We start from the raw sequence: 22,500 nt of genomic DNA, 5'->3' as shown, positions 1-22,500 counted from the left end.
TCTCTATTCATTGAGTGGTCTTCTGCCATAAAATCATGGTTCTAACCGACAATATTAACATTAACTCGGCGCAAAGGGCGATCTTCGCGGGTTAATGTTGCTCGCCAGCGTGAGTAAGAGGCAGATGCAGACTAACAATGCCGTCCTCCAACTGCACATCAACGCTGAATCCCAGCTTTTTCGCCAGGGTAATCATGCCCTGGTTATTAGGCATGGTAATACCATTTAACTGCAACAGACCATGACTACGCGTATAAACCAGCATCTTTTCCAGTAGGCGTCTGCCAAGTCCCAGTCCTTTTAAATCCGAGCGTACCAGAATAGAAAATTCAGCATCGGTATTATCCGCATCGGATATCGCTCGGGTCACGCCTATAATTGCCTTTTCTCCCCGCTGTTCGCGCACGGCGACGAAAGCCATTTCTCGATCGTAGTCGATTTGCGTCATATTGGCTAAATCCTCATGAGTAAACTCGTTGATCTCACTAAAGTAGCGATAGTAGAGGTCCTCTTTGGTGACCTGAGCGATAAAGCGCTGCAGCAAAGGTTCATCTTCCGGCAGGATAGGGCGCAGCAGGCAGCGCTCGCCGTTTTTCATGGTGATCCACTCTTCCAGCGTATGCGGATAAGGGCGAATGGCCAGCCTTGATTCGTTCACGCCGCTAAAGCTGGCCAGCGTCAGGGAAACATCCAGCAGGGTAAACTCATCGCCGGCAGCCAGCAGCGGGTGAATATCCAGCCGCTGGATCTCCGGGCAGTCCACTATCAGGTTGGACACCTGCACCAGTACCTGGCTTAGCGCCGCGATATCCAGCGGCCGCAATGCGCTACGTCCGCGAATTTTACCGCTTTTAATCGCCTGAATAACCAGATAGCGCGCCAGCGTCATATTCAGCGGCGGCAGCGCGACGGCCGCGTGTCGATCGGCCTGCCACTCTACGCCGCCTTCGCCCAGCATAATCACTGGGCCAAACAGTGGGTCCTGTTCAACCACGATCCGCAGCTCCTGGGCGCCGGCGCGATTCGCCATGCTCTGCACCAGTAATCCATGAATTCGCGCCTGCGGCCAGGCCAGCTTTACCCGATCGATAATGGCATTGGCCGCCTGCTGCACCTCGCTTGGGGTGCGCAAATAAAGCATCACGCCCTGAACATCGGATTTATGCGGTATATCCGGCGATCGTAGCTTCAGGGCGACTGGATAACCGATTTGCCCGGCGATATGAACCGCTTCAGCGCTGTCTCCCGCAATCCAGGTCGGCAGCGTGGTGAGGCCATAGGCCTGTAAAATAGCCTGCACTTCATGTGTATCCAGCTGCGTGGCCCCTTCGTCTAACGCCTGTTGGATCAGCTGATGAGCGTAAGCGGTATCCTGTTTCAGCGTGGTCGGCAGCGCGGGAGTTTCGCGCAGCTGCTTTTGGTTGCGGCGATACTCAACCATATGCATAAAGGCGGTTACCGTGCCTTCGGGCGTACGATAGGTGGGGATTGCAGCGTTGCTGAACGCCCGGCGCGCCTCCAGCGAGGAGTATTCGCCACACCAGTTAGTCAGTAACGTCACGCTTTTGCCGCGCGGATGCTGTTTGAGCAATTCTATCAGACGATGCGCGGTTTCGGTCGCGGGCGCAACCGCGCTGGGAGCATGAATAATCATCAGCGCATCCAACTCATGACAGTCGAGCAACGCGGAGACCGCCTGCAGATAGCGTTCGGGCGTCGCATCATCTTTCAAATCAAGTGGATTATCCGGGGCGATCTCAACGGGCAGCTGCGCGCGTAGCGTCTTCAGCGTCGCCTCATCAAGCTGGGCTAGCTTGCCGCTGCGCAGCTGTAGCGCATCCAGGGCCAGCGCGGCGGGCGCTGCGCCGTTGCTGACTATCATCAACCGTTCGCCGCGCAACGGGCGCATATGGCTTAGGGTCTCCACCGCCGAGAAGAGTTCGTGGGTATCCTGTACTCGCAGCAAACCCGCTCGCTGAATGGCGGCATCCCAGGCGGCATCCAGCCCGGCGTGGGTTTTCAGCAATGCCTGCGCCTGCGGGCTGCGGCCACTTTTAATCACCAGAATCGGTTTGTTGCGCGAGGCGCTGCGGGCAGCAGAGACAAAGCGCCGCGCGTCGCTCAAATGCTCCAGATAGAGCAGGATGGCGCTGGTTTTGCCGTCACGCGCCAGAAAATCAAGCAGATCGTCAATATCGGTATCCAGGCTGTCGCCCAGCGCGATAAACCAGGAGAAGCCAAGCTGACGCTGCTGCGCCCAGTCGAGGATGGTATTAGAAACGGCTGCCGACTGCGAAACAAAGGCCAGCTTGCCTTTTAAGATGGGAACCGGAGAAAAACTGGCGTTTAACCCCTGCCACGGTGCCAGCAGGCCGAGACTGTTAGGGCCAAGCAGACGAATCTGCCAGCGGCTGGCGCAGGCTTTTAGCTCAGGCAGCTGGCTTTCCGGCGCGGAAAGAATAATGCAGGCTTTACAGCCTTTCTCGCCCAGCTGCTGGAGCAGAGCAAGATTCCGGCTGGCATTGGTACAGATCACCGCCAGCTCGGGCGCGAACGGCAAACTTTCGATATCCGGCCAGGCGAGGACGCCCGATACCGCCTTATATTTTGGCGTGACGGGCAGAACCGGGCCGCTAAAGCCGCCGGCTAACAGGTTGCGCATCATCAGGTAGCCGGCGCGCCCTGGTTTGATCGACGCGCCGATAACGGCAATAGATTTTGGACGTAACAGCGCTTCCAGTCCACGTTGACTCATTTCCCATCCCTCAGGCGATAACTACGCTGAGTCTAAACGTTTTCTGTTGCCTCTGCCGTGAAGTGAGCCGGATGGTGAGGTTTTCCTGCCAGATAGCGCTGACGAAACAGCGTAAAATGCGCGCTGAGCGCCTGAGCGGCAGCCTCATCGCCCGCCTGGCGCAGCAGTTCGGCGGCAACCTCGGCGGTACAGTGCTGACCGGCGCCGTGCGCTTCGCGCAGCGTATAGCCTGAAGGCGTGGTCAGGCGTAATGACATCACCGGCAGCGCATCCAGCCATGGGCTTTTACGAAACATTTTCCGCGCCTCGGTCCAGGTGCCGTCCAGCATAATAAACAGCGGCGGCTTCCCGCTAAGCGGCGGGCTATTTAACACCGGGCGATCGCTGTCGGCATAGGATTCCGGGAATACCACCATCGGTTGATAGTCAGTGTTTGCTACCGCGGCCAACAATGCCGGGTCTGGCTCGGTGCGTGACCAGCCGAACGCCTGCGTTTCGGGAAGGATATCCGCAATCAGGCGACCGGTATTGCTGGGCTTCATTGGCTCAGTATCAAACATCACCAGACAAAAGCGGCTGCGCGCGGATTGCGCAGAAATTTCATCGCACAGGCAGAGCTTTTGCGGCAGCAGACAACTCTGGCAGCGTTGTACGCGATTGCCACGAGCGAGAAAAGGGCGGGTAGCACGCGCCAGGCGCTCGGCGCGCAGGCGTAAAACGGCGTTATCAGTCATCACATTGAGCGGGCAAAAACGCCATTGTAGCGGGAAGTGGGCAAGAAGCGTAGCGCGGCTGACATTGTCAGCCGCGATGATTACAGCGCTTCGTCCAGCCACTCATTAAACGGCGCTTTCGGCATGGCGCCGTTCAACATATCGGCCAATTCGCCCTGCTTAAACAGCATAATGGTAGGGATGCTGCGAATGCGGAAACGGGCGCTGAGCGCAGGCTCGGCTTCGGTATTCACCTTCAGAAAGCGCACTTTTCCGCTGCGCTCGCTGGCCACATCTTCATAAATGGGGGCAAAGTTGACGCAGGGGCCGCACCAGGGCGCCCAAAAATCAACCACTACCGGCAGGTCGTCCTGCAGATATTTATCCAGCGTGTCGGCGGTAGCATTGACGACTTCGCCGTCAAACAGCTCATTACCGCAACGGCCACACTTTGCTCCATCGGCAATGCGCTCTTCCGGAACGCGGTTCGTTGCCTGACAGGATGCACATACCGTATTCATTTATCACCTCAGGGTTTATCGTTAACAGCGCATTAAACTGCTAATTTTATGCGTAAGCTCAATTATCAATGGCGCGCGATTAAGCAACAACATGGAATAGTCAATGAATATAATAGTTGGCGACTTTTAGCCGAAGTTGATGGCATACAACCTGGGCTTCAGGTAATCTTCGCGCTTCGCGCTCAGCAGGTGGAGGAACAGATGAACGACGAATTCAAAGGTAAAAGCGGCAAAGTCAAAGTGATGTATGTTCGCGGTGATGATAACAATGATAAACGCGGACAAAATCCCCGTACGGGCAAAGGCAGCAGGCCCGGCGCTGACCGTCAGGAAGGAAGCCGTCGTCCATCGCGCCAGTCTGAAAACCCGGCACGCGGCGGACGCGACGGTAAGTTTCGCGGCGATCGCGAGCGTGACCGCGACGAGCTGCCGCGCGGCGAGTCGCCGTGGCGTACCATTTCGCGCGCGCCGAATGAAGAAGCTAAGCCCGATCATGGCGGCATCAGCGGTAAAAGCTTTATCGATCCGGGCCAGCTGCGTCGTCAGCGTCTGGAAGAGACCCGCGTCTATGGTGAAAACGCCTGTCAGGCGCTGTTTCTGAGTCGTCCAGAGTGCATTGTACGCGCCTGGTTCGTCCAGAGCGTGACGCCGCGTTTCCGTGATGCGCTGCGCTGGCTGGCGGCCAACCGCAAAGCCTATCACGTTGTGGATGAAGCTGAACTGGAGAAAGCCTCCGGTACCGAACATCATGGCGGCGTCTGCTTCCTGATTAAAAAGCGCGTCGGCACACCGGTAAGCGACTGGCTGGCAACCGATCGTGAGCAGGATTGCGTACTGGCGTTGGAAAACATCGGCAACCCGCACAACATCGGCGGCATTATGCGCAGCAGCGCACATTTCGGCGTGAAAGGTCTGCTGGTGGATGATGCGGCGGTGCTGGAGTCGGGCGCGGCGGTACGTACCGCCGAAGGCGGCGCCGAGCATGTTCAGGCGCTCAGCGCCAAAAGCTTTGTGGCCGGTCTGGAAGCGTTCCGTAACGCGGGCTACACCATCGTGACCACCTCCAGCCATAAAGGCAGCACGCCGTTAACCCAGGCGAAACTGCCGGCGAAGATGGTACTGGTGCTGGGGCAGGAGAGCGATGGTCTGACGGAGTCCGCGCTGCAGCAGGGCGATTTGAGCGTGTCGATCGACGGCACCGGTAAGGTAGAAAGCCTGAACGTTTCGGTCGCAACCGGCATTCTGCTGGCGGAGTGGTGGCGTCAGAACCACTAAGTCGCACGCAGGCAGGTAATAAAGAAAAACGGGCATTAAGTCCGTAATGGCAAGCAGCTAAGGATCGGTTGAACGATCCTGGGGCTATATAAGAATCCGGAGACATTCCTGTCGCCGGATTTTTTTATACCTCTTTCTTAAATTAATTTATAGGGCGCAGGTTAATTGTCCCCTGTGTAACGCAGACCTTGTGGCTCTATCAATATGTAAGTCTGAGCCTCGCGTAGTCATTTTTTCGACACGGCACTTTGTCCAAACGCTGGAAAGCGAAGCAATCTCTAAAATGCATCTCGCTTTCAGTCAGCGCTGCGCAATTCCTTCCAATACCGGTAACGCATGCAATGGTTAAGTAAGAGTCTCGTTATTCATAATGGAAGGGAATTTCATGTTTACGACACCGTTCTGGCCTGCTGCTGACTCATACCATATCCACATGATGGATATTCCTCTGCCTGACTCACTTTCGCCCGCTGCGCTGGACCTTATCCATCAGGCTACGCGTCTTGCAGAAGCGGCCAGTCATATTCACCCGGTTACCACACGAACCGGGAGCACGCTGCTTCAATCTGTTGGAGAAAAACTCAGCATTATCTGTTTCAAGCTTGCGCAGGAATTTGACGATCCCGATACCCGCAAAGCGTTGCAGCTGCGCGCAGAAATCCTTTCTGACGCCAGCACAGCAGAAGAACTTCTCCCGCAGATAGCAGGACTGGATGAACAGGAGCTGGTGCAGGGAATAGGTTACATGTCGACGTGGGTAGGTAAGTCCCGCACGCAGCATTATTCCGCCTGGTTTGGGTTACCCAATCGCGGATTGCAGGAAGTTTCGGATGTGGTGGATGATCTCTTTCCTGACAACCTCTGCTGGCTGCAAAGCCATATTGATCAACGGTTGGTTGCTCTGCCCGGATGCCGCTACAAAATTGTCGACCTGTTTGCCATTGCTGGCGAAGCTAACAGCTACCCGAAACATTTCGCTTATTTTTGCCCTGAAGATGAAGGCGTGAAATATGCACCCCAAAAGCGCACCATCGTGTTTGCGAATACCTATCTGAACCTGTTTGAAAGGTTCGCCCGCTCTCAAACCTCCCTACTTGGCTGGCACCATGACGCTATCCCGGAAAGCGCTCTCTGTGCCCGACACCTTATTGCATGGTTCCGCGGTCATGACCTGGGGCATTCCGTTGTCCTTGAAAAGATGATGTTTGGCAAACTGAGTAAACAGGACCGATGGGGATCAATGGTGGTGCAGGAAGCACTGGCCGATGTGTTTGGGCTGCTGATGTGCCTGACGGAGCCTTCACGACAGGCCCTGCAGTTGAATGAGACGTTGCAGTTAAAAGTGTTCCTGCTTGAAATGCTGCGATATCTGCGCCGTGGCCCATGCGATTATCCTGATGCAGGGGCGGCTTACATACAACTCAAGTGGTTAACTGAACACGAGTGCCTGAAATGGAATGAAACCCACTATAGGGTGGAACTCAGTGCGGTGAAGCCTGCTCTGACGGAACTGGCAACAGTAATGACCCGCTCTGTATTGCAGGGTGATACAGATGCTGCCATAGCGTTTCTGCAATGCTATTCACCTCATCATCAGCGCGAAGAGGCTGATCTGCTGCTGAACCGGCTTGGCAAAACTGTCGACATGATCGAGTATGACCAAAAGATTAAAGGCTTTACGCTATGATCGAGTTTTCAAATGGTTTCTTACTGAGCCTTTCGCTGTGTCTTGATATCGGGATTGCCAATATCGCCATGATTACCCTTGCCATGCAACGCGGGTATTTTCATGGTTTCTGGCTGGGAATCGGGACCTGCGTGGGTGACCTGACGTATGCATTACTGGCACTGGCGGGAATGGCCGTACTGCTTCAGTATGAAGCAGTACGTTGGGTACTGTGGATTGGCGGTGGCGCGATGCTTTTATGGTTCGCCGGTAAAATGCTGGTGGCCGCTTTCAGGAGGGCGGCAGAGCTTAACGTGAGCGAAACCCATCAGTATCGCCCGCTTCTGCGTGAATTTGGCAGGGGCGTGGTGCTTGCCATGTCTTCCCCCACGGCTATTCTGTGGTTTGCGACAGTGGGAGGCGCGCTGATATCCCGGATGGGTCAGCACAGCGTCACGGCAACGTCCTGGTTTCTGAGTGGCTTCTTCATTGCGGGGATTTTCTGGACCTGTGTACTCTGCCTGGTCGGAAGTTTTGGGGGCAAACTGCTTGGCCACCGTCTGCTTAAATATTCCTATATAGCCTCAGCGCTCATATTCAGCTACTTTGCGCTTTACGTGATTATGTCAGGGTACCGGGAGTTTATGGTGACCTGATCTGACCTGCGAAGCATAGTGATGGGGTGTTGTTCCCATCACTTTGCGAAACGCGTTGATGAAATGACTCTGATCGTAAAACCCCAGCATTATCGCGGCATCGAGCGGATGCACGTTTCTGCGAAGTAAATCGCGGGCATGGTGCAGGCGAAGCTGCATGTGATACTGCAGAGGCGGCATACCCGTATGCCGGGTAAAGAAGCGAACAAGATGATATTTGCTCATCCCCGCTATCTGCGGGAGCACCTCCAGCTGCGGTTTTACGCTGAGGTGATCCCGCAGGTACTCAATGACTACGTTAATTCTCTGTTCATCACCTCTCTGAAGCACAGCGGGCGTCTCAAGTAGCTCACCACAGAGTAAAATCAGTTCCTGCTCCTCATTCATGCCCTGATTCAGCCGGGATGATGTTGCAAAACGGTATAGCGCGTCAAACAGGCGCGCATTATTGATTATGCCTTCACGCAGAACCGGCGCTTCGCGATCGCTGCGGATATTGTCCTCATCTGCAAGCATCTTCATCACTGACTGAGGTATGTGCACGCTGATGAATTCCACGGACTGAGTGTCAAAGCGCGACGCCTGAATGGTACCTGGATTATATAAGGTAACCTGACCACTTTTAACATATGCGGTTTTTCCTGCCAGCCAGATTTCCTCAACCCCCGTCAGGTTTGCGCTGATGACATACTCATCATGAAGGTGTTTCGGAAAGCCAGAATTATGGGCTTTTACCCGTGAACACTCCATGCCATTCCGGCTAAACCACTCTGCAGATTGTAGTGACAACGTATCTGACCTTATGCATTAATAGTGAATAATTATTAATGTTTTATAGAACCATTTGCTGGCCGCTTTTTCAACTACTGGTTTCCATTCTTTATCAGGTTAATTAGCGCTAACTTCCGCTGCTCGCTCATCGCAAACCTCCAGCCCCGACAACCTGCCCGCTTCGTGCCTAAGCGGAAATGGGAGCATTTTGAAAGCTGTTATTTTCCGCTGCAGAACAAAATGTGGTGGAAGGTGATGTCATTATCGCCGCGCCCTATGTTTTCATTAGCAATCTCATTGCCCCCGCATATTGGCTGTTTTACAAAGGTATCCGCGTCTTTGTCTGAGCCTGACGGAAACCAAAGAACGTCTTTCTCTTCGCCGCCGTGAAGCAGATATTACCATCGGTATGGTTCGACCAGTCGGGCCGTAGTTTTTCTCAGTAATGATTTACGCATACAGGCTATTACGGTTGCCGGTCATACCGGTACCGCCCCAACTTAATAACGGGCAGGAAAGATATCATTCATATCCCGCCTCACTCGCTATAGTTGTTTGATTCCCTGTAATCCCGGAAAGGAAATCTTTTATGACCAGTAATATGAGTGGAAAAGTTGTTGTCATCACCGGCGCCAGTAGTGGTATCGGCGAAGCTACAGCCCGCCTGTTAAGCGCAGCGGGGGCTTATGTTGTGCTGGGCGCGCGTCGCCTGGACAAGCTTACTGCTCTGGCTGATGAAATTACAGCGGCCGGTGGAAAGGCGGAAGTAGTACAGACGGATGTATCAAACCGTCAGGACGTCGAAGCATTGGTTGGCAAGGCGGTTGAGGTGTTTGGTCGAATTGATGTGCTCATTAATAATGCCGGTATCATGCCAAACTCTCGCCTTGATCAGCCGCAGGTCGATGACTGGGAGCGTGCGATTGATATCAATCTGAAAGGCACGCTTTACGGCATCGCTGCGGCGCTTCCTTTTATGAAACAGCAGAAAAGTGGTCACGTTATCAACGTTTCCTCTACCTCAGGGCATCGTGTTCGTCCGACCTCAGCCGTCTATTCCGCAACCAAATTTGCTGTCAGGGCAATATCAGAAGGCCTGCGCATGGAAATGACGCCATATAACATTCGCAGCACAATTATTTCTCCAGGGCCGGTTGATACCGATTTGCCGTCCAGCGTGACCGATCCCGCAGTAGCAGAGCAGGTCAGAAAGATACATGAAATCGCTATTTCTGTAGAAACGCTTGCCGAAACCATCGCTTTTGCGATTAATCAACCGGAAACGGTCGATATCAACGAAATCGTGGTGCGCCCGACAGCGATGGAATAACTCTGGCGGAATTAGGGCGCTCCACTGTCCAATTCCGCTTCCGGGCGCAGCGGCCAGGAACCGGAGCGTTAAGTCCGGACATGTCCGCGTTTTGCCCAAAGCAGCAAACGAAAGCATGCTCACGGACCAATAAAAAAAGGCTGCTATCTCAGGTGAAATAGCAGCCTTAAACCATTATTAGTCTTAACTGACCAGCATTGGGCATTAAGCCCATTTTTTATGGCTGAAAGTTAGTGCGCGCCACCGCCGCCGCCGCCGGAGGTGAAGGGCGGGCGGGCAAACCAAATCAGCGCCAGCAGTATCAGGAAGATCCCGGCGGAGGCCCAGAAAATCTCATTAGCGGAGATAATCAGCCCCTGATTGGTGATCTGCTTCGCGATATAGCCTGACGCCTGCTGCTGCGTCATGCCCAGCTGTTCCAGCTGCCGGTAGGTTTCCTGCGCATTAGGGTTATAAGGATTAACCGACTCGGTGAAATAGCTGTGATGCATCGACTCGCGATTGGTCCACATGGTGGTCGTAATCGATGTGCCGATCGAACCGGCCAGGGTGCGCAAGAAGTTCGACAGACTGGAAGCGGCGGCCAGACGTTCCGGCGGCAATCCCGACAGCGTAATGGTGGTCAGCGGCATAAAGAAGCAGGCCACCGCCAAACCTTGAATAAACTGCGGCCAGGCGGAGGCGCCAAAATCCATCCCCGGTTCGAAGGTGTAAGCGCGCCAGTAAAAGCAAACGGCGTACATCACAAAGCTGAAGGTGACCAGGCGCCGCATATCGATCTTATGGGCAAAGCGACCGATTATCGGCGACAGGATCACCGGAAAAATCCCTACCGGCGCGGAAGCCAGCCCGGCCCAGGTCGCCGTATAGCCATAAACCTCCTGCAGCAGCTGCGGCAGCAGTACAATGGAGCCGAAGTAGAGCATGTAGGCCAGGCTTATCGATAAACAGCCAATGGTAAAATTACGCGATTTGAACAGCGTTAAATCTACCACCGGGTGATCGTCAGTCATCTCCCAGACGAACAGCACCGCCAGCGCCACCACTGCAATTACTGTCAGCACGATAATTTCCGTCGAGCTGAACCAGTCCAGTTCACGTCCGCGATCCAGCATGATCTGCAGCGCTCCGATGCCAACCACCAGTAGCACCAGGCCTACCGTATCGATCGGTCGAATTTCGGTTTTGGTTTCACGGCTGCGCAGCGTTTGCAGCGTCAGGATAGTAACCACAATACCGATGGGCACGTTGATAAAGAAAATCCAGCCCCAGTGGTAATTATCGCTGATCCAGCCGCCAAGGATCGGACCGCAGATCGGTGCCACCACCACCGTCATCGCCCAGAGCGACAGGGCGACGCTGCGTTTCGCCGGCGGATAGTTACTTAACAACAGGCTTTGCGACAGCGGGATCAGCGGGCCGGCAACCAGCCCCTGAATCACGCGGAACAGGATCAGCATCGTCAGGCTATCCGCCACGCCGCACAGGAAAGAGGCGACGGCAAAAGCGATGGTTGACCAGACAAACAGCTTCACCTCGCCGATGCGCTTCGCCAGCCAACCGGTAATCGGAATGGAGATCGCATTCGCCACGCCAAACGAGGTGATAACCCAGGTGCCCTGCGAGTTCGACGCGCCGAGGTTACCGGCGATGGTCGGAATGGCAACGTTAGCGATGGTGGAATCCAGCACCTGCATAAAGGTCGCCAGCGACAGCGCGATGGTCATCAGAACCAGCTGAGCGCCTTCAAGCGGCTTTTGTGCCATAACAGCCTCCCGCGTTATTCGCCCGCATTGGCGCGAATAATCTCGCTGATTAACTGGTTCACCGGCGCCAGATCGATCGCCAGCGCATCGCTCTGATAAGCGGGCGACTGACGTACCTGAGAAGCCAGCACGCTGCCTTCTTTACTGGCGGTATCCACTTTTACCAGCGTGGAAAGACCAATGCGTAGCGGATGTTCAGCGACCTCTTTGCTATCCAGCTCAATACGCACCGGCAGGCGCTGAACAACTTTAATCCAGTTACCGGTGGCGTTTTGTGCCGGCAGCAGCGAGAAGGCGCTACCGGTACCCATATCCAGGCCGACCACCTTGCCGTGATAAACCACCTCGTCGCCATAAATATCGCTAACCACGGTGGCTGGCTGACCAATACGCACGCCGGCCAGCTGGGTTTCTTTAAAGTTGGCGTCGACCCAAATGCCGGTGGCCGGCACCACGGCCATCAGCGGCGTAGAGGTAGAGATCTGCGCGCCAACCTGAACGCTGCGGCGTGAGACATAGCCATCGATAGGGCTGCGGATTTCGGTGCGCTGTAAGGCCAGCCAGGCATCACGCAGCGCGGCGGCATTCTGTTTTACCGCCGGCTGGTTTTCCAGCGAGGTATCAAGAATCGCCGCCTGATTCGCGTTGTATTGCTGTACCGCCACATCCAGCTGCGCTTTCGCGGTAGCGACCGCATCACGCGCATGTTGCAGCTCTTCGCGGCCAATCAGGTTAGAGGCGCCCAGCGGCTCGCGGCGCTTCAGATCCGCTTCTGCCTGCGCCAGCGCGGTTTTTTGCAGGTCAATCGTTGCCTGATACTGTTTACCGTTGATCATCAGCTGATGCGTCTGACGCACGCTGGTGGCCAGCGCGGTTTGCGCTTTTTCAAACGCCTGTTCAGCATCGGTTTTATCCAGCGTGACCAGCACATCGCCTTTCTTTACAAAATCGGTATTATCAAAGCCGATTTTGTTCACGCTGCCCGCCACCTGAGACATGATCTGCACCTGATTGCCTGCCACATAGGCATCATCGGTTTCTTCGAAATGGCGCAGCACCAGTGCCCAGTAAATCAAATAAGCAATACCCGCCAGAACAAACAAAACAGCCAGAAAAATTAACGCGCCTTTGCGCTTTTTCTTTTTATTGGCTGGCTGTTGCGGTTGTTGCGTTTCCGCATTCGCACTCATGCTTCTCTCCACGTTTTCCACGTATACACGTATTTCGGGGTGCGCCTTTCCCTGTACGCAGGGGCCCGAGCCTAAAATGCCAGCGATAGCGCTGGCATGGACAAAAGGGGATCAAAATAACGGTTTCTGAGAGTGATTGTGTCGCAGGAATTGCTATTGGTGGGAGAGGGAGGAAATAACTTCCTCTTCATCCATCTGATCAAGACGGTTCAATAACTTACGCGTCAGGCTTTCCAGCTGCGCTTTTTCGCTGCTGCTCAGAGAAGACCAGAGATATTGCAGGCTCTGATGCTGCGGCGGCAGCACCTGACGCAGGAAAGCGTTGCCTTTTTCCGTCAGGTGCAGGTGCAGGCAGCGGCGATCGTTATCGCTTTCACGGCGCTCAATCCAGCCGCGTTTTTCCAGCTCATCGGCGATACGTGTGGCGTTAGTCCGGGAAGAACCCAGCGCGGCGCTCAGTTCAGACGGCTGAATGCTCTGATTTTCCTGGGCATCCAGCGTAATCAGCGCCATAAACAGTGTCTCGTTAATCCCCTGAGCTTTCAGCATTTTGTTGCGGTTATCCAGCAACTTGCTCTGCATGTGCATACACAGACGCGTCAGCACGATTTCCTGGAGCGGAAAATCTTTATGACGTGTAGCGCGAATATTCAGCATCTGTTCAATGGGAGTAAACGAACTTTCCATCTTAAAGGAACCTCATTAGTTGCAACTGGTATAGTAATGGTGATGACGAAACAGACATGAACATCTTTACCAGTAGCGATGGCTCATACGATCGCAACGTCATCATCTAAAGGTTTCGGCTCACTCCATAAACCGAAGGTCGGGCAGCATAATGCTTTGATGCTACAGCACTTATCACCTCGCCGTCGGGCAAAGCGGGTCAGCAGGCGAATAAAGCTTAACGCATCCTGTCTGGCGATAAATCATGCCTGCCGCTAATATGGCAGGCGGTAAGCTTACGCCAGTTTCGAGCGACTTTTAGGCCATTTGATAGCAATATCCTTTCCATGAACTGAATAATTGCTTACGAAAAAATAACTGGTATGAATAAATTTACCGCTAACCATACCAGAGAGAGTTACGGCTTTATAGCCTGTCGGCACTGAAAAAAACGGCTATTTACATTTTGCCGATTAATTATTGTGATCTTCATAACGGTGGCCCAGCCACCAGCTAAACAGATTAAGCAAAGTTAATAGCGCGCCGGCGATGCAAACTCCATACCAGCCAGCAAAATGATAAGCGCTGGCGGAGATCAGCGAACCGGCGGCGCCCCCGATAAAATAGCTGGTCATATAGCCAGCGGTCAGCCGGTTACGCGCTTCGGGCATACGCCGATAGATCACGCTTTGGTTAGTGATATGCACGCCCTGCACCGCTAAATCGAGCAGGATAATGCCGGCGATCAGCGCCACCAATGAATGGGCCCCTAAGGCGGTTAAGCCCCATGATGCCAGCATAATCAGCAGTCCCAGCGTGGTGGTAAGGCGCGCCTTGCCGCGATCCGCCAGTGAGCCAGCCTGACGCGCAGCCAGCGCGCCCGCCGCGCCCGCCAGCCCCAGCAGGCCGATTTCGCCTTCCGAATAGTTAAACGGCGGAGCAGCGAGCAGAAAGGCCATCGAGGTCCAGAGGATGCTGAAATTAGCAAAGGAGAGGCAGCCAATGATGGCGCGCGTACGGATAACGCGTGACTGAGCGTAAAGACGAAAAATAGAGCCAAGCAGCTGCGGATAGCCCAGGTCTACCGTTTGGCGATAGCGTGGCAAGCCGCGCCACAGCGCCAGCGCCATTAGCACCATTAGCACGCTGGCTACCCAGAAGACCGCGCGCCAGCCGCCCAGCTGCGCCAGCGCGCCGGCAACGGTACGGGCCAGTAAAATGCCCAGCAGCAGGCCGCTCATTACGGTGCCCACCACTTTACCGCGTTTTTCTGGTGCGGCGAGCGTAGCAGCCAGCGGAACCAGCAGCTGCGCGACCACGGAAAACAGACCGGTTAGCGCGGTGCCCAGCAGCATCATACCCAGGCTGCCGGAAAGCGCGGTAATCACCATGCCGCCTGCGGCCAACAGGCTCATGCCGACAATCAGCCCGCGTCGCTCCAGGCGATCGCCAAGCGGCACCAGCAGCAAAAGGCCCGCGGCATAGCCGAGCTGAGCGGTGGTAACAATGAAACCGGCTTGATTAACCGACAGATTAAAACTATGGGCAATGGTATCCAGCAGGGGCTGCGCATAATAGTTACAGGCCACCGCCAGTCCCGTGGCGATTGACATCAGGGCGACCAGCGTTGGGCTAAGTCCCTGGGATGTTGAATTCATAAGCAATAAGCATGGTTGATAATTCGTCGTGACTAATAGTAACCCAAAAAACTATTTCATTGTTGGTTGTGTTTAACAGGACATACCAGTTTTCTTTACCTGCATTAGCGCGAGCGTAACCTTTAACAGACGTAAATAAAGAATAAATAAAAAACGGGCAACATGCGTTGCCCGTCAGATCGCCAGGGTAGCGGCCCGGCTTTATTGCGCCGCGGCTTTCGCGTCTTCGATCCAGCGATCGAACTGCGCCTGATGCGCTTTGATCCAGCCATCCACATGAGCGTTAATGGCCTGTTCAGAGGACTGGCCCTGATGCATACGTGAATTCTGCGCATTGATATCGGCAATCGGCAGTTTCATCTCAGCAAACAGGCGCGCCGCCGCCGGGTTCTTCTCGGCCCAGGCTTTATTCGCGACGATATGCATGGTATTAACCGGGAAACCGTAGTTTGCGCCGTTCGGTAGCTGGGTATTCACCTCTTTCTGCGCGCCCGGCATTGAAGAGAACGGCACCTGCAACCAAACCACGTCGCGGCCCGGCACCAGAACATCGCTGATCCAGTACGGCGTCCAGGTGTAATAAAGAATCGGTTTGCCCTGCTTATAGCGAGCAAGGGTATCAGCCATCATGGCGGCATAGTTGCCCATATTCGGCTCTACCGTCTTCTCCAGACCGAACGCCTTATTCTGATGCAGAATGACCGCCTCGCAGCCCCAGCCCGGCGCGCAGCCGGTCATATCCGCTTTGCCGTCGCCGTTGTTATCAAACAGTCGCGCCAGCTTCTCATCCTTGAGCTGATCGAGGCGGGTGATATGATATTTCACTGCGGTTTTCTTATCGATCAGATAGCCCTGCGCGGCGCCGGTAACGTAGGTGCCCTGACGATAAAAGGCTTTATCACCGCCGGCGGCGCGGTACATATCATCGTGCAGGGGCTGCCAGTTTACGGCGGTAAAGGTGGCGTCGCCGGAGGCGATCGAGGTGTAACCTACGTTATAATCCACTTCGCTTGGTTTCTCGACACGGTAGCCCAGCTTTTCCAGCGCGCGGCTGACCAGCAGCGTCTGGAAACTCTCTTCAGAAATGGTGCTTTGGATCGGCTTAACGGTAATGCCTTTACCGGGTAAATCGGCGGCAAAGGCCGACACGGTAGCCAGCGACGTCAGTGCGGCGGCCAAAAGGGCTGTTTTACGCATAACGATTCCTTATTTATGGTGATCGGATCATAACGGAGCGGCGTACAGCGACGCCGCCCGGGCGTTATTTAATAAAAGGGCGGGTCAGTAAACCCAGCGGACCGGTGGCGTACCAGCGTTGGTTGCCACGGCTGCGGCTGTTGCGGCCAAAAGATTGCGTCAGGCGATCGAGGATAATGGCGAGAATAACAATCCCCACGCCGCCGACGGTGGCCAGGCCCATATCGAGACGGCCGATGCCGCGCAGCACCATCTGCCCCAGACCGCCGACGGCGATCATTGAGGCGATAACCACCATCGACAGCGCCAGCATCAGCGTCTGGTTGACGCCCGCCATAATCGTCGGCATTGCCAACGGCAGCTGCACTTTGAACAGCATTTGGCGCGGATTAGCGCCAAACGACTCCGCCGCCTCAATTAAATCTGCCGGCACCTGCTTAATGCCCAGTACGGTAAGGCGCACAATCGGCGGCAGGGCAAAGATAATGGTCACCACCACGCCGGGCACGTTGCCGATACCAAACAGCATGACAATCGGCACCAGATAAACGAAGGCGGGCGTGGTTTGCATCGCATCCAACAGCGGACGAATAATGCGCCCGGCACGTTCGCTGCGCGCCAGCCAGATGCCCAGCGGCAGGCCGATGACAATACAGAACAGCAGGGCGGTTAACACCAGCGCCAGCGTCACCATCGCCTGCGACCAGGCGCCGATAGCGCCGATAATCACCAAGGAAATCAGCGTGGCGACTCCCATGCTAAAGCTGGAGAGCTGCCAGGCGATCAGCGCAAACAGCACGATCGCCACCGGCGCAGGCATGCCCAGCAGCAATTGCTGGAAAGCGCTGAGAATATAATCCACCGGAATGCGGATCCCCTGAAACAGCGGGCGAAAATGGCTAACGATCCAGTCGATCCCGTGCGTTACCCAGCTATCCAGCGGGATCAGGGTATGATGGAAAGGATCCAGCAGATTAAAGTGTTCCGTCTGCGGCGCGGGCGCGCTGTTTAGCCAGTCGCTGCTGTTGGCTACGGCATCATGGCCGCTAGCCGCATCGGAGGGTGAGCCCCAGGCATCACCGCCGCCAGCTGCATCGGAAGGCGAGCCCCAGGCATCGGAAGCTGAGCTTCCGGCATCGCCACCGCTGGTGGGCTGAGCTGCGCTGCCGTCAGCGGAGGCACTGCCCCAGGGATCGCTGGCGGTATCGGCTGCCGCCGGCTGCGTTGATGTCGTCTCCCACGGATTGTTGCTTGCCTGACTCATGGCTGATTCCCCTCACGATCTAGTGCCTGTAACAGCGTGCCTTTAGAAATAACCCCGATATATTGATTTTCTTCGCCGACAATCGGCACCGCGCACGGCGCCTGGGCCACGTGCGATAGCAGTTCATTCAGGGAGGTATCGCCAGGCACGGCGGCAGGCGTGGAAAGGAGAGCGGCGTCAATGCCGGTACCGGCGGCCAGCGCTGCCTTCAGCGAATCAGTAGAGACCACGCCGATAAACTTTTGTTTCTCCAGCACGTAGCCATATTCCCGATCTTCATCCTGCAACAGCTTGATGGCGGAGCGCGGGCCAAGGCCGGGCGATTTGCGGATCAACGCGCCGGCGCCGCGACGGGCAATATCTTTGGCGCTAAACACATGACTGATATCCACACCGCGGAAAAAGGTGCGTACGTAATCATTGGCGGGATTATTTAAAATCTCATCCGGCGTGCCTACCTGCACCACTTCTCCGCCCTGCATAATGGCAATGCGATCGCCAATGCGCATCGCTTCATCAAGATCGTGAGAAATAAAGATAATGGTGCGCTGATGTTTCGCCTGCAGTTTTACCAGCTCATCCTGCATCTCCGTGCGGATTAAGGGATCGAGCGCGGAAAACGCCTCGTCCATTAATAAAATATCGGGGTTAATCGCCAATGCGCGCGCTAATCCAACGCGCTGGCGCATACCGCCAGATAATTCATCAGGCCAGGCATGGGCATAATTTTCCAGGCCAACCTGACGCAGCGCTTCCAGCGCTTTTTCCTGCCGTTCCTGTTGCGGAACGCCGGCTAATTCCATACCGAAGGCGGTGTTATTCAGCACGTTCATATGCGGCATCAGGGCGAATGACTGAAATACCATGCTGATTTTATTTCGCCGCACTTCTCGCAGCTCGCTGTCGGATATTTTTGCAATATCGACGCCATCAATAATCACCTGGCCGCGCGTCGGCTCTATCAGACGATTGAGAAGGCGAACCATGGTGGATTTTCCTGAACCGGAAAGCCCCATGATGACAAATATCTCGCCTTCTTCAATGGCCAGACTGGCATTTTTAACGCCTAAAGAGAGTCCGGTTTTTTCCAGCAGCGTTTCTTTACTCACGCCCTTATCAATATATTTAAAAGCGCGATCGGGATTTTCGCCAAATACTTTATACAGATTCTTTGCTTCTAATTTAATTGCCATGCAATTTAATTATCCTGGTTAGTTAATATTTACTGTGATTTATGTCCTGGTGAAATTAAAGCGGCCTATACCCTAACATAGTTAAAATCTCAGGCAACCCTTTGCGCGGCGCTTGTCATCAGGCTTTGAGATTCTCATCTCGCGTTAGGTCAGTAGGGATAAGGGCTAACGGCAAATAATTGCGGCTAAAAAAAAGATGAATTTTGTGGAGGGCGGCACGCATTTTTACCCTTTTTTTGCCGCAAAAACCGGGGTGAATTTCCAGTGTTGAAAAGAATGAAAAGCCCTATTTAGGGCGAAAGTTCTTAACGGAGTGATTATTATTTTTAATCGATAATGGACTGAAGAAGAAAAGGGCGCTGATGCGCCCCCAAATCATTAACTAAAAATCCCAGTCTTCATCTTCGGTATCTACCGCTTTGCCCATCACATAAGAGGAGCCGGATCCGGAGAAGAAGTCGTGGTTTTCATCGGCGTTAGGCGACAACGCGCTTAAAATAGCCGGGTTAACCTGGGTCATTTCTGCCGGGAACAGCGCTTCATAGCCTAAATTCATCAGCGCCTTATTCGCGTTATAGTGCAGGAAGGCTTTTACCTCCTCCAGCCACGGCGTTTCGCCATACAGCGCCTCGGTATAAGCCAGCTCGTTATCATACAGCGTCATCAGCAGATCGATGGCGAATTGCTGCAGCGCTTCACGCCGGGCCGGATCGGCTTTTTCCAGCGCTTTTTGATACTTATAGCCGATATAGTAACCGTGCACCGCTTCATCGCGAATAATCAGGCGGATAAGATCTGCGGTATTGGTCAGTTTACCGCGGCTTGACCAGTACATCGGCAGCCAGAAACCGGAATAGAACAGGAACGACTCAAGAAAGACGCTGGCAACCTTCTTTTTTAGCGGATCGTCGGCGCAATAGTACTGATTGATCAGGTCGGCTTTATTCTGCAGCGGGACGCAGCTTTCGCTCCAGGCATAGGCTGCATCCACCTCATTAACCGGACACAGCGTAGAGAAAATTGAGCTGTAAGAGCGCGCGTGCACCGCTTCCATAAAGCTGATATTAGAGATCACTGCCTCTTCGTGCGGCGTCAGCGCATCAGCCATCAGCGCGGGCGCGCCGACGCTGTTTTGCAGAGTATCCAGCAGCGTCAGGCCGGTAAATACGCGGATAGTCAGCTGCTGCTCGGTGTTGCTCAGGCTATTCCACGCCGGCAGATCGTTAGAGAGCGGCACCTTCTCCGGCAGCCAAAAGTTGGTGGTCAGACGGTTCCAGACCTCCAGATCTTTCTCATCTTCGATGCGGTTCCAGTTTATCGCCTGGATGCGCTTAAGATTTTGCATAACTCGATCCGTCAATTCAGTTTATAGCGAGCAGGAAACGCAGCCCTGCACCTCAGTGCCTTCCAGCGCCATCTGCCGCAGGCGAATGTAATAGAGGGTTTTAATCCCTTTCTTCCATGCGTAGATCTGCGCGCGGTTAATGTCGCGCGTGGTTACGCCATCGCGGAAGAACAGCGTCAGCGACAGCCCCTGATCGACATGGCGCGTCGCTTCCGCATAGGTATCGATAATCGCTTCCGGGCCAATCTCATACGCATCCTGCCATGCAGCGAAATTCTCATTGGTCAGGAAAGGGGCCGGATAGTAAACGCGCCCGGTTTTGCCTTCTTTACGGATTTCAATGCGCGAGACGATAGGGTGAATGCTCGAGGTCGCATGATTGATGTAGGAGATCGATCCGGTTGGCGGGATTGCCTGCAGATTTTGGTTGTACAGCCCGTCACGCATTACCGCTTCACGCAGCGTCAGCCAGTCCGTCTGAGTCGGCAGCGTGATGCCCGCCCTGGCGAACAGCTGCGCGATACGCTCGGTGCGTGGTAGCCAGGCCTGCTCGATGTATTGGGTAAAATAGTCGCCGCTGGCGTAGCGCGACTGTCCGAACCCCGCAAAGCGCTGCTGCCGTTCCCGCGCCAACTGGTTTGAGGTACATAGCGCGTGGTAAGTAATGCAGTAAAAGTAGAGGTTGGTAAAATCGAGCGCTTCCGGCGAGCCGTAGGCGATCCCTTCACGCGCCAGGTAACCATGCAGGTTCATCTGGCCCAGGCCAATGGCATGCGACTGCGCATTGCCATGTTCAATCGACGGCACCGAATGAATATGGCTCATATCAGAAACGGCGCTCAGGCCGCGCACCGCGATCTCCACGGTGCGCCCCAGATTGCCGGAATCCATTGCATGGGCGATATTCAGCGAGCCGAGATTACAGGAGATATCCTTACCTACCTGACGATAGCTGAGATCGTCATGGTAGCTGGAAGGGCTATTCACCTGCAGGATCTCTGAGCAGAGGTTGCTCATATTGATGCGGCCCTGCACTGGGTTGGCGCGGTTAACGGTATCTTCAAACATCAGATAGGGATAGCCTGATTCGAACTGGATTTCCGCCAGCGTCTGGAAAAACTCGCGCGCATTGATAAAGGTTTTGCGGATACGCGCATCCGCCAGCATTTCATCATATTTCTCGCTGATACTGATATCGGCAAACGCCTGGCCATACAGGCGCTCCACGTCATACGGCGAGAAGAGCGCCATCGGCTGATTCTCTTTCGCCAGACGGAAAGTCACATCCGGGATTACCACGCCAAGCGACAGGGTTTTAATACGGATCTTCTCGTCGGCGTTTTCCCGCTTAGTATCAAGAAAGCGCAGAATATCGGGATGGTGGGCATGCAGATAAACCGCCCCGGCGCCCTGGCGCGCGCCCAGCTGGTTGGCGTAGGAAAAAGCATCCTCCAGCATTTTCATCACCGGGATCACGCCGGAAGATTGATTTTCGATACGCTTTATCGGCGCGCCGGCTTCACGCAGGTTAGATAACAGAAAAGCCACGCCGCCGCCGCGTTTTGACAGCTGTAGCGCAGAGTTTACCGCGCGGCCAATCGACTCCATATTGTCTTCAATACGCAATAAGAAGCAGGAGACCAGCTCGCCACGCTGCTGCTTGCCGCAGTTAAGGAAGGTCGGCGTCGCTGGCTGGAAGCGGCCGGAGAGCATCTCTTCCATCAGCGCCGTGGCTAACTGACTGTCGCCCTGCGCCAGCGTGAGCGCCACCATGCAGACGCGATCGGGGAAATCTTCCAGGTAGCGCTTACCATCAAAGGTTTTTAGCGCATAGCTGGTGAAAAACTTCCAGGCGCCTAAAAAGGTCTGGAAACGGAAGCCCCAACCGGCCGCCTGTTCAAATAGCTGGCAGACAAATTCAAAGGGATAGGCGTTCAGCACCTCCGCTTCATAGTAGCCTTCCGCCACCAGATACTGTAGCCGCGCCGTCAGTGAATCGAACGGCACGCTGTTGGGAAGCACCTGTTGCAGCCAGAACTGGCGCGCCGCCTCACGATCTTTATCAAACTGGATATTTCCCTGCTCATCATAAAGGTTGAGCATGGCGTTCAGCGCATGATAGTCGGGCGCTAGCTGTGGGCTGTTTGTTGTTGCCAAAATTGGGTTACTCCCGCTTTAACGTTGGCGATATCGTCGGCGGTTCCCATTAGCTCGAAGCGGTAAAGGTAGGGAACCTGACATTTTTGCGCAATGATGTCGCCGGCCAGGCAAAAGCCTGCGCCGAAGTTGCGGTTGCCTGCGGCAATCACGCCGCGTAGCAGCCGACGATTGGCTTCATCATTAAGAAACTGAATAACCTGGGCGGGTACGGCGCCGCGCGCGCTGCCGCCGCCGTAGCTGGGCACCACCAGGATAAAAGGGCGATCTACCTGCAGGCGCTGCGCTTTATCTAATGGAATACGGCGCGCCGGCAGGCCAAGTCGGGTAACGAACCGGTGGGTGTTTTCCGACTGGCTGGAAAAGTAGACCAGCAT

18 protein-coding genes are annotated in these 22,500 nt (G+C 54.8%); 4 read left to right on the top strand and 14 right to left on the bottom strand.

What is annotated here, in order from left to right; all coding sequences use genetic code 11:
- Positions 1-91: 91 nt before the first annotated feature.
- From K6958_RS16040 to trxC, 3 genes are all read right to left on the bottom strand, one after another.
- On the bottom strand, positions 92-2,755 hold the full coding sequence (locus K6958_RS16040; protein WP_249892048.1) for a bifunctional acetate--CoA ligase family protein/GNAT family N-acetyltransferase: 2,664 nt from the start codon (positions 2,753-2,755) through the stop codon (positions 92-94).
- Between the two features lie 32 nt (positions 2,756-2,787).
- Positions 2,788-3,489 carry a tRNA-uridine aminocarboxypropyltransferase gene (locus K6958_RS16035; protein WP_249892047.1) on the bottom strand — a complete coding sequence of 234 codons (702 nt, stop codon included), beginning with the start codon at positions 3,487-3,489 and terminating at the stop codon, positions 2,788-2,790.
- A gap of 80 nt (positions 3,490-3,569) precedes the next feature.
- Positions 3,570-3,989 carry a thioredoxin TrxC gene (trxC, locus tag K6958_RS16030; protein ID WP_249892046.1) on the bottom strand — a complete coding sequence of 140 codons (420 nt, stop codon included), beginning with the start codon at positions 3,987-3,989 and terminating at the stop codon, positions 3,570-3,572.
- 201 nt (positions 3,990-4,190) lie between these two features.
- Between trxC and K6958_RS16025 the strand changes: the two genes are divergently transcribed.
- The 3 genes from K6958_RS16025 (at position 4,191) to K6958_RS16015 (ending at position 7,586) form a co-directional block, all read left to right on the top strand.
- Positions 4,191-5,264: a tRNA/rRNA methyltransferase gene (locus K6958_RS16025; protein WP_249892045.1), complete on the top strand. Its 1,074-nt coding sequence runs from the start codon at positions 4,191-4,193 to the stop codon at positions 5,262-5,264.
- Between the two features lie 385 nt (positions 5,265-5,649).
- Entirely contained in the window at positions 5,650-6,951 is a 1,302-nt protein-coding gene (locus tag K6958_RS16020) for a DUF8614 domain-containing protein (RefSeq protein WP_249892044.1), read from the top strand.
- On the top strand, positions 6,948-7,586 hold the full coding sequence (locus K6958_RS16015) for a LysE family translocator (protein WP_249892043.1): 639 nt from the start codon (positions 6,948-6,950) through the stop codon (positions 7,584-7,586). Before K6958_RS16020 ends, K6958_RS16015 begins: the two co-directional genes overlap by 4 nt.
- On the opposite strand, the gene K6958_RS16010 is transcribed toward K6958_RS16015, so the two are convergent.
- Positions 7,557-8,375 carry a helix-turn-helix transcriptional regulator gene (locus K6958_RS16010; protein ID WP_249892042.1) on the bottom strand — a complete coding sequence of 273 codons (819 nt, stop codon included), beginning with the start codon at positions 8,373-8,375 and terminating at the stop codon, positions 7,557-7,559. The two genes, K6958_RS16015 and K6958_RS16010, sit on opposite strands and share 30 nt — an antisense overlap.
- A 571-nt stretch (positions 8,376-8,946) precedes the next feature.
- Here K6958_RS16010 and K6958_RS16005 point away from each other — a divergent pair.
- A complete protein-coding gene (locus K6958_RS16005; protein WP_249892041.1) occupies positions 8,947-9,687 on the top strand; it encodes an SDR family oxidoreductase in 741 nt (246 codons plus the stop codon).
- Positions 9,688-9,917: 230 nt separating this feature from the next.
- Here the strand turns inward: K6958_RS16005 and emrB are convergent, their stop codons facing one another.
- The 10 genes from emrB to nrdI all read right to left on the bottom strand — a co-directional run bounded on the left by emrB (position 9,918) and on the right by nrdI (position 22,500).
- Positions 9,918-11,453 carry a multidrug efflux MFS transporter permease subunit EmrB gene (gene emrB / locus K6958_RS16000; protein ID WP_249892040.1) on the bottom strand — a complete coding sequence of 512 codons (1,536 nt, stop codon included), beginning with the start codon at positions 11,451-11,453 and terminating at the stop codon, positions 9,918-9,920.
- Between the two features lie 14 nt (positions 11,454-11,467).
- The gene (gene emrA / locus K6958_RS15995) at positions 11,468-12,643 is read right to left on the bottom strand and encodes a multidrug efflux MFS transporter periplasmic adaptor subunit EmrA (RefSeq protein ID WP_249892039.1); all 1,176 of its coding nucleotides are present in this window, start codon (positions 12,641-12,643) and stop codon (positions 11,468-11,470) included.
- Positions 12,644-12,796: 153 nt separating this feature from the next.
- Positions 12,797-13,330 (bottom strand): transcriptional repressor MprA, encoded by a 534-nt coding sequence (gene mprA, locus K6958_RS15990; protein ID WP_249892038.1) that lies wholly within the window; start codon positions 13,328-13,330, stop codon positions 12,797-12,799.
- Between the two features lie 452 nt (positions 13,331-13,782).
- Complete coding sequence (locus K6958_RS15985) at positions 13,783-14,967, bottom strand: MFS transporter (protein ID WP_249892037.1); 1,185 nt, start codon at positions 14,965-14,967, stop codon at positions 13,783-13,785.
- A 201-nt stretch (positions 14,968-15,168) separates the two neighbouring features.
- On the bottom strand, positions 15,169-16,164 hold the full coding sequence (gene proX / locus K6958_RS15980) for a glycine betaine/L-proline ABC transporter substrate-binding protein ProX (RefSeq protein ID WP_249892036.1): 996 nt from the start codon (positions 16,162-16,164) through the stop codon (positions 15,169-15,171).
- 64 nt (positions 16,165-16,228) lie between these two features.
- Complete coding sequence (proW, locus tag K6958_RS15975; RefSeq protein ID WP_249892035.1) at positions 16,229-17,428, bottom strand: glycine betaine/L-proline ABC transporter permease ProW; 1,200 nt, start codon at positions 17,426-17,428, stop codon at positions 16,229-16,231.
- Positions 17,425-18,621 (bottom strand): glycine betaine/L-proline ABC transporter ATP-binding protein ProV, encoded by a 1,197-nt coding sequence (gene proV, locus K6958_RS15970; protein WP_249892034.1) that lies wholly within the window; start codon positions 18,619-18,621, stop codon positions 17,425-17,427. Before proV ends, proW begins: the two co-directional genes overlap by 4 nt.
- Positions 18,622-19,003: 382 nt before the next feature.
- A complete protein-coding gene (nrdF, locus tag K6958_RS15965) occupies positions 19,004-19,966 on the bottom strand; it encodes a class 1b ribonucleoside-diphosphate reductase subunit beta (protein WP_249892033.1) in 963 nt (320 codons plus the stop codon).
- A 21-nt stretch (positions 19,967-19,987) separates the two neighbouring features.
- Positions 19,988-22,069: a class 1b ribonucleoside-diphosphate reductase subunit alpha gene (gene nrdE, locus K6958_RS15960; protein ID WP_249894712.1), complete on the bottom strand. Its 2,082-nt coding sequence runs from the start codon at positions 22,067-22,069 to the stop codon at positions 19,988-19,990.
- A 26-nt stretch (positions 22,070-22,095) separates the two neighbouring features.
- Entirely contained in the window at positions 22,096-22,500 is a 405-nt protein-coding gene (gene nrdI / locus K6958_RS15955; RefSeq protein ID WP_249892032.1) for a class Ib ribonucleoside-diphosphate reductase assembly flavoprotein NrdI, read from the bottom strand.

Origin of the sequence: Mixta hanseatica (assembly GCF_023517775.1) — a bacterium.
In the GTDB taxonomy this organism is placed as follows: domain Bacteria; phylum Pseudomonadota; class Gammaproteobacteria; order Enterobacterales; family Enterobacteriaceae; genus Mixta; species Mixta hanseatica.
This window is presented reverse-complemented; position numbering and strand designations above follow the sequence as displayed.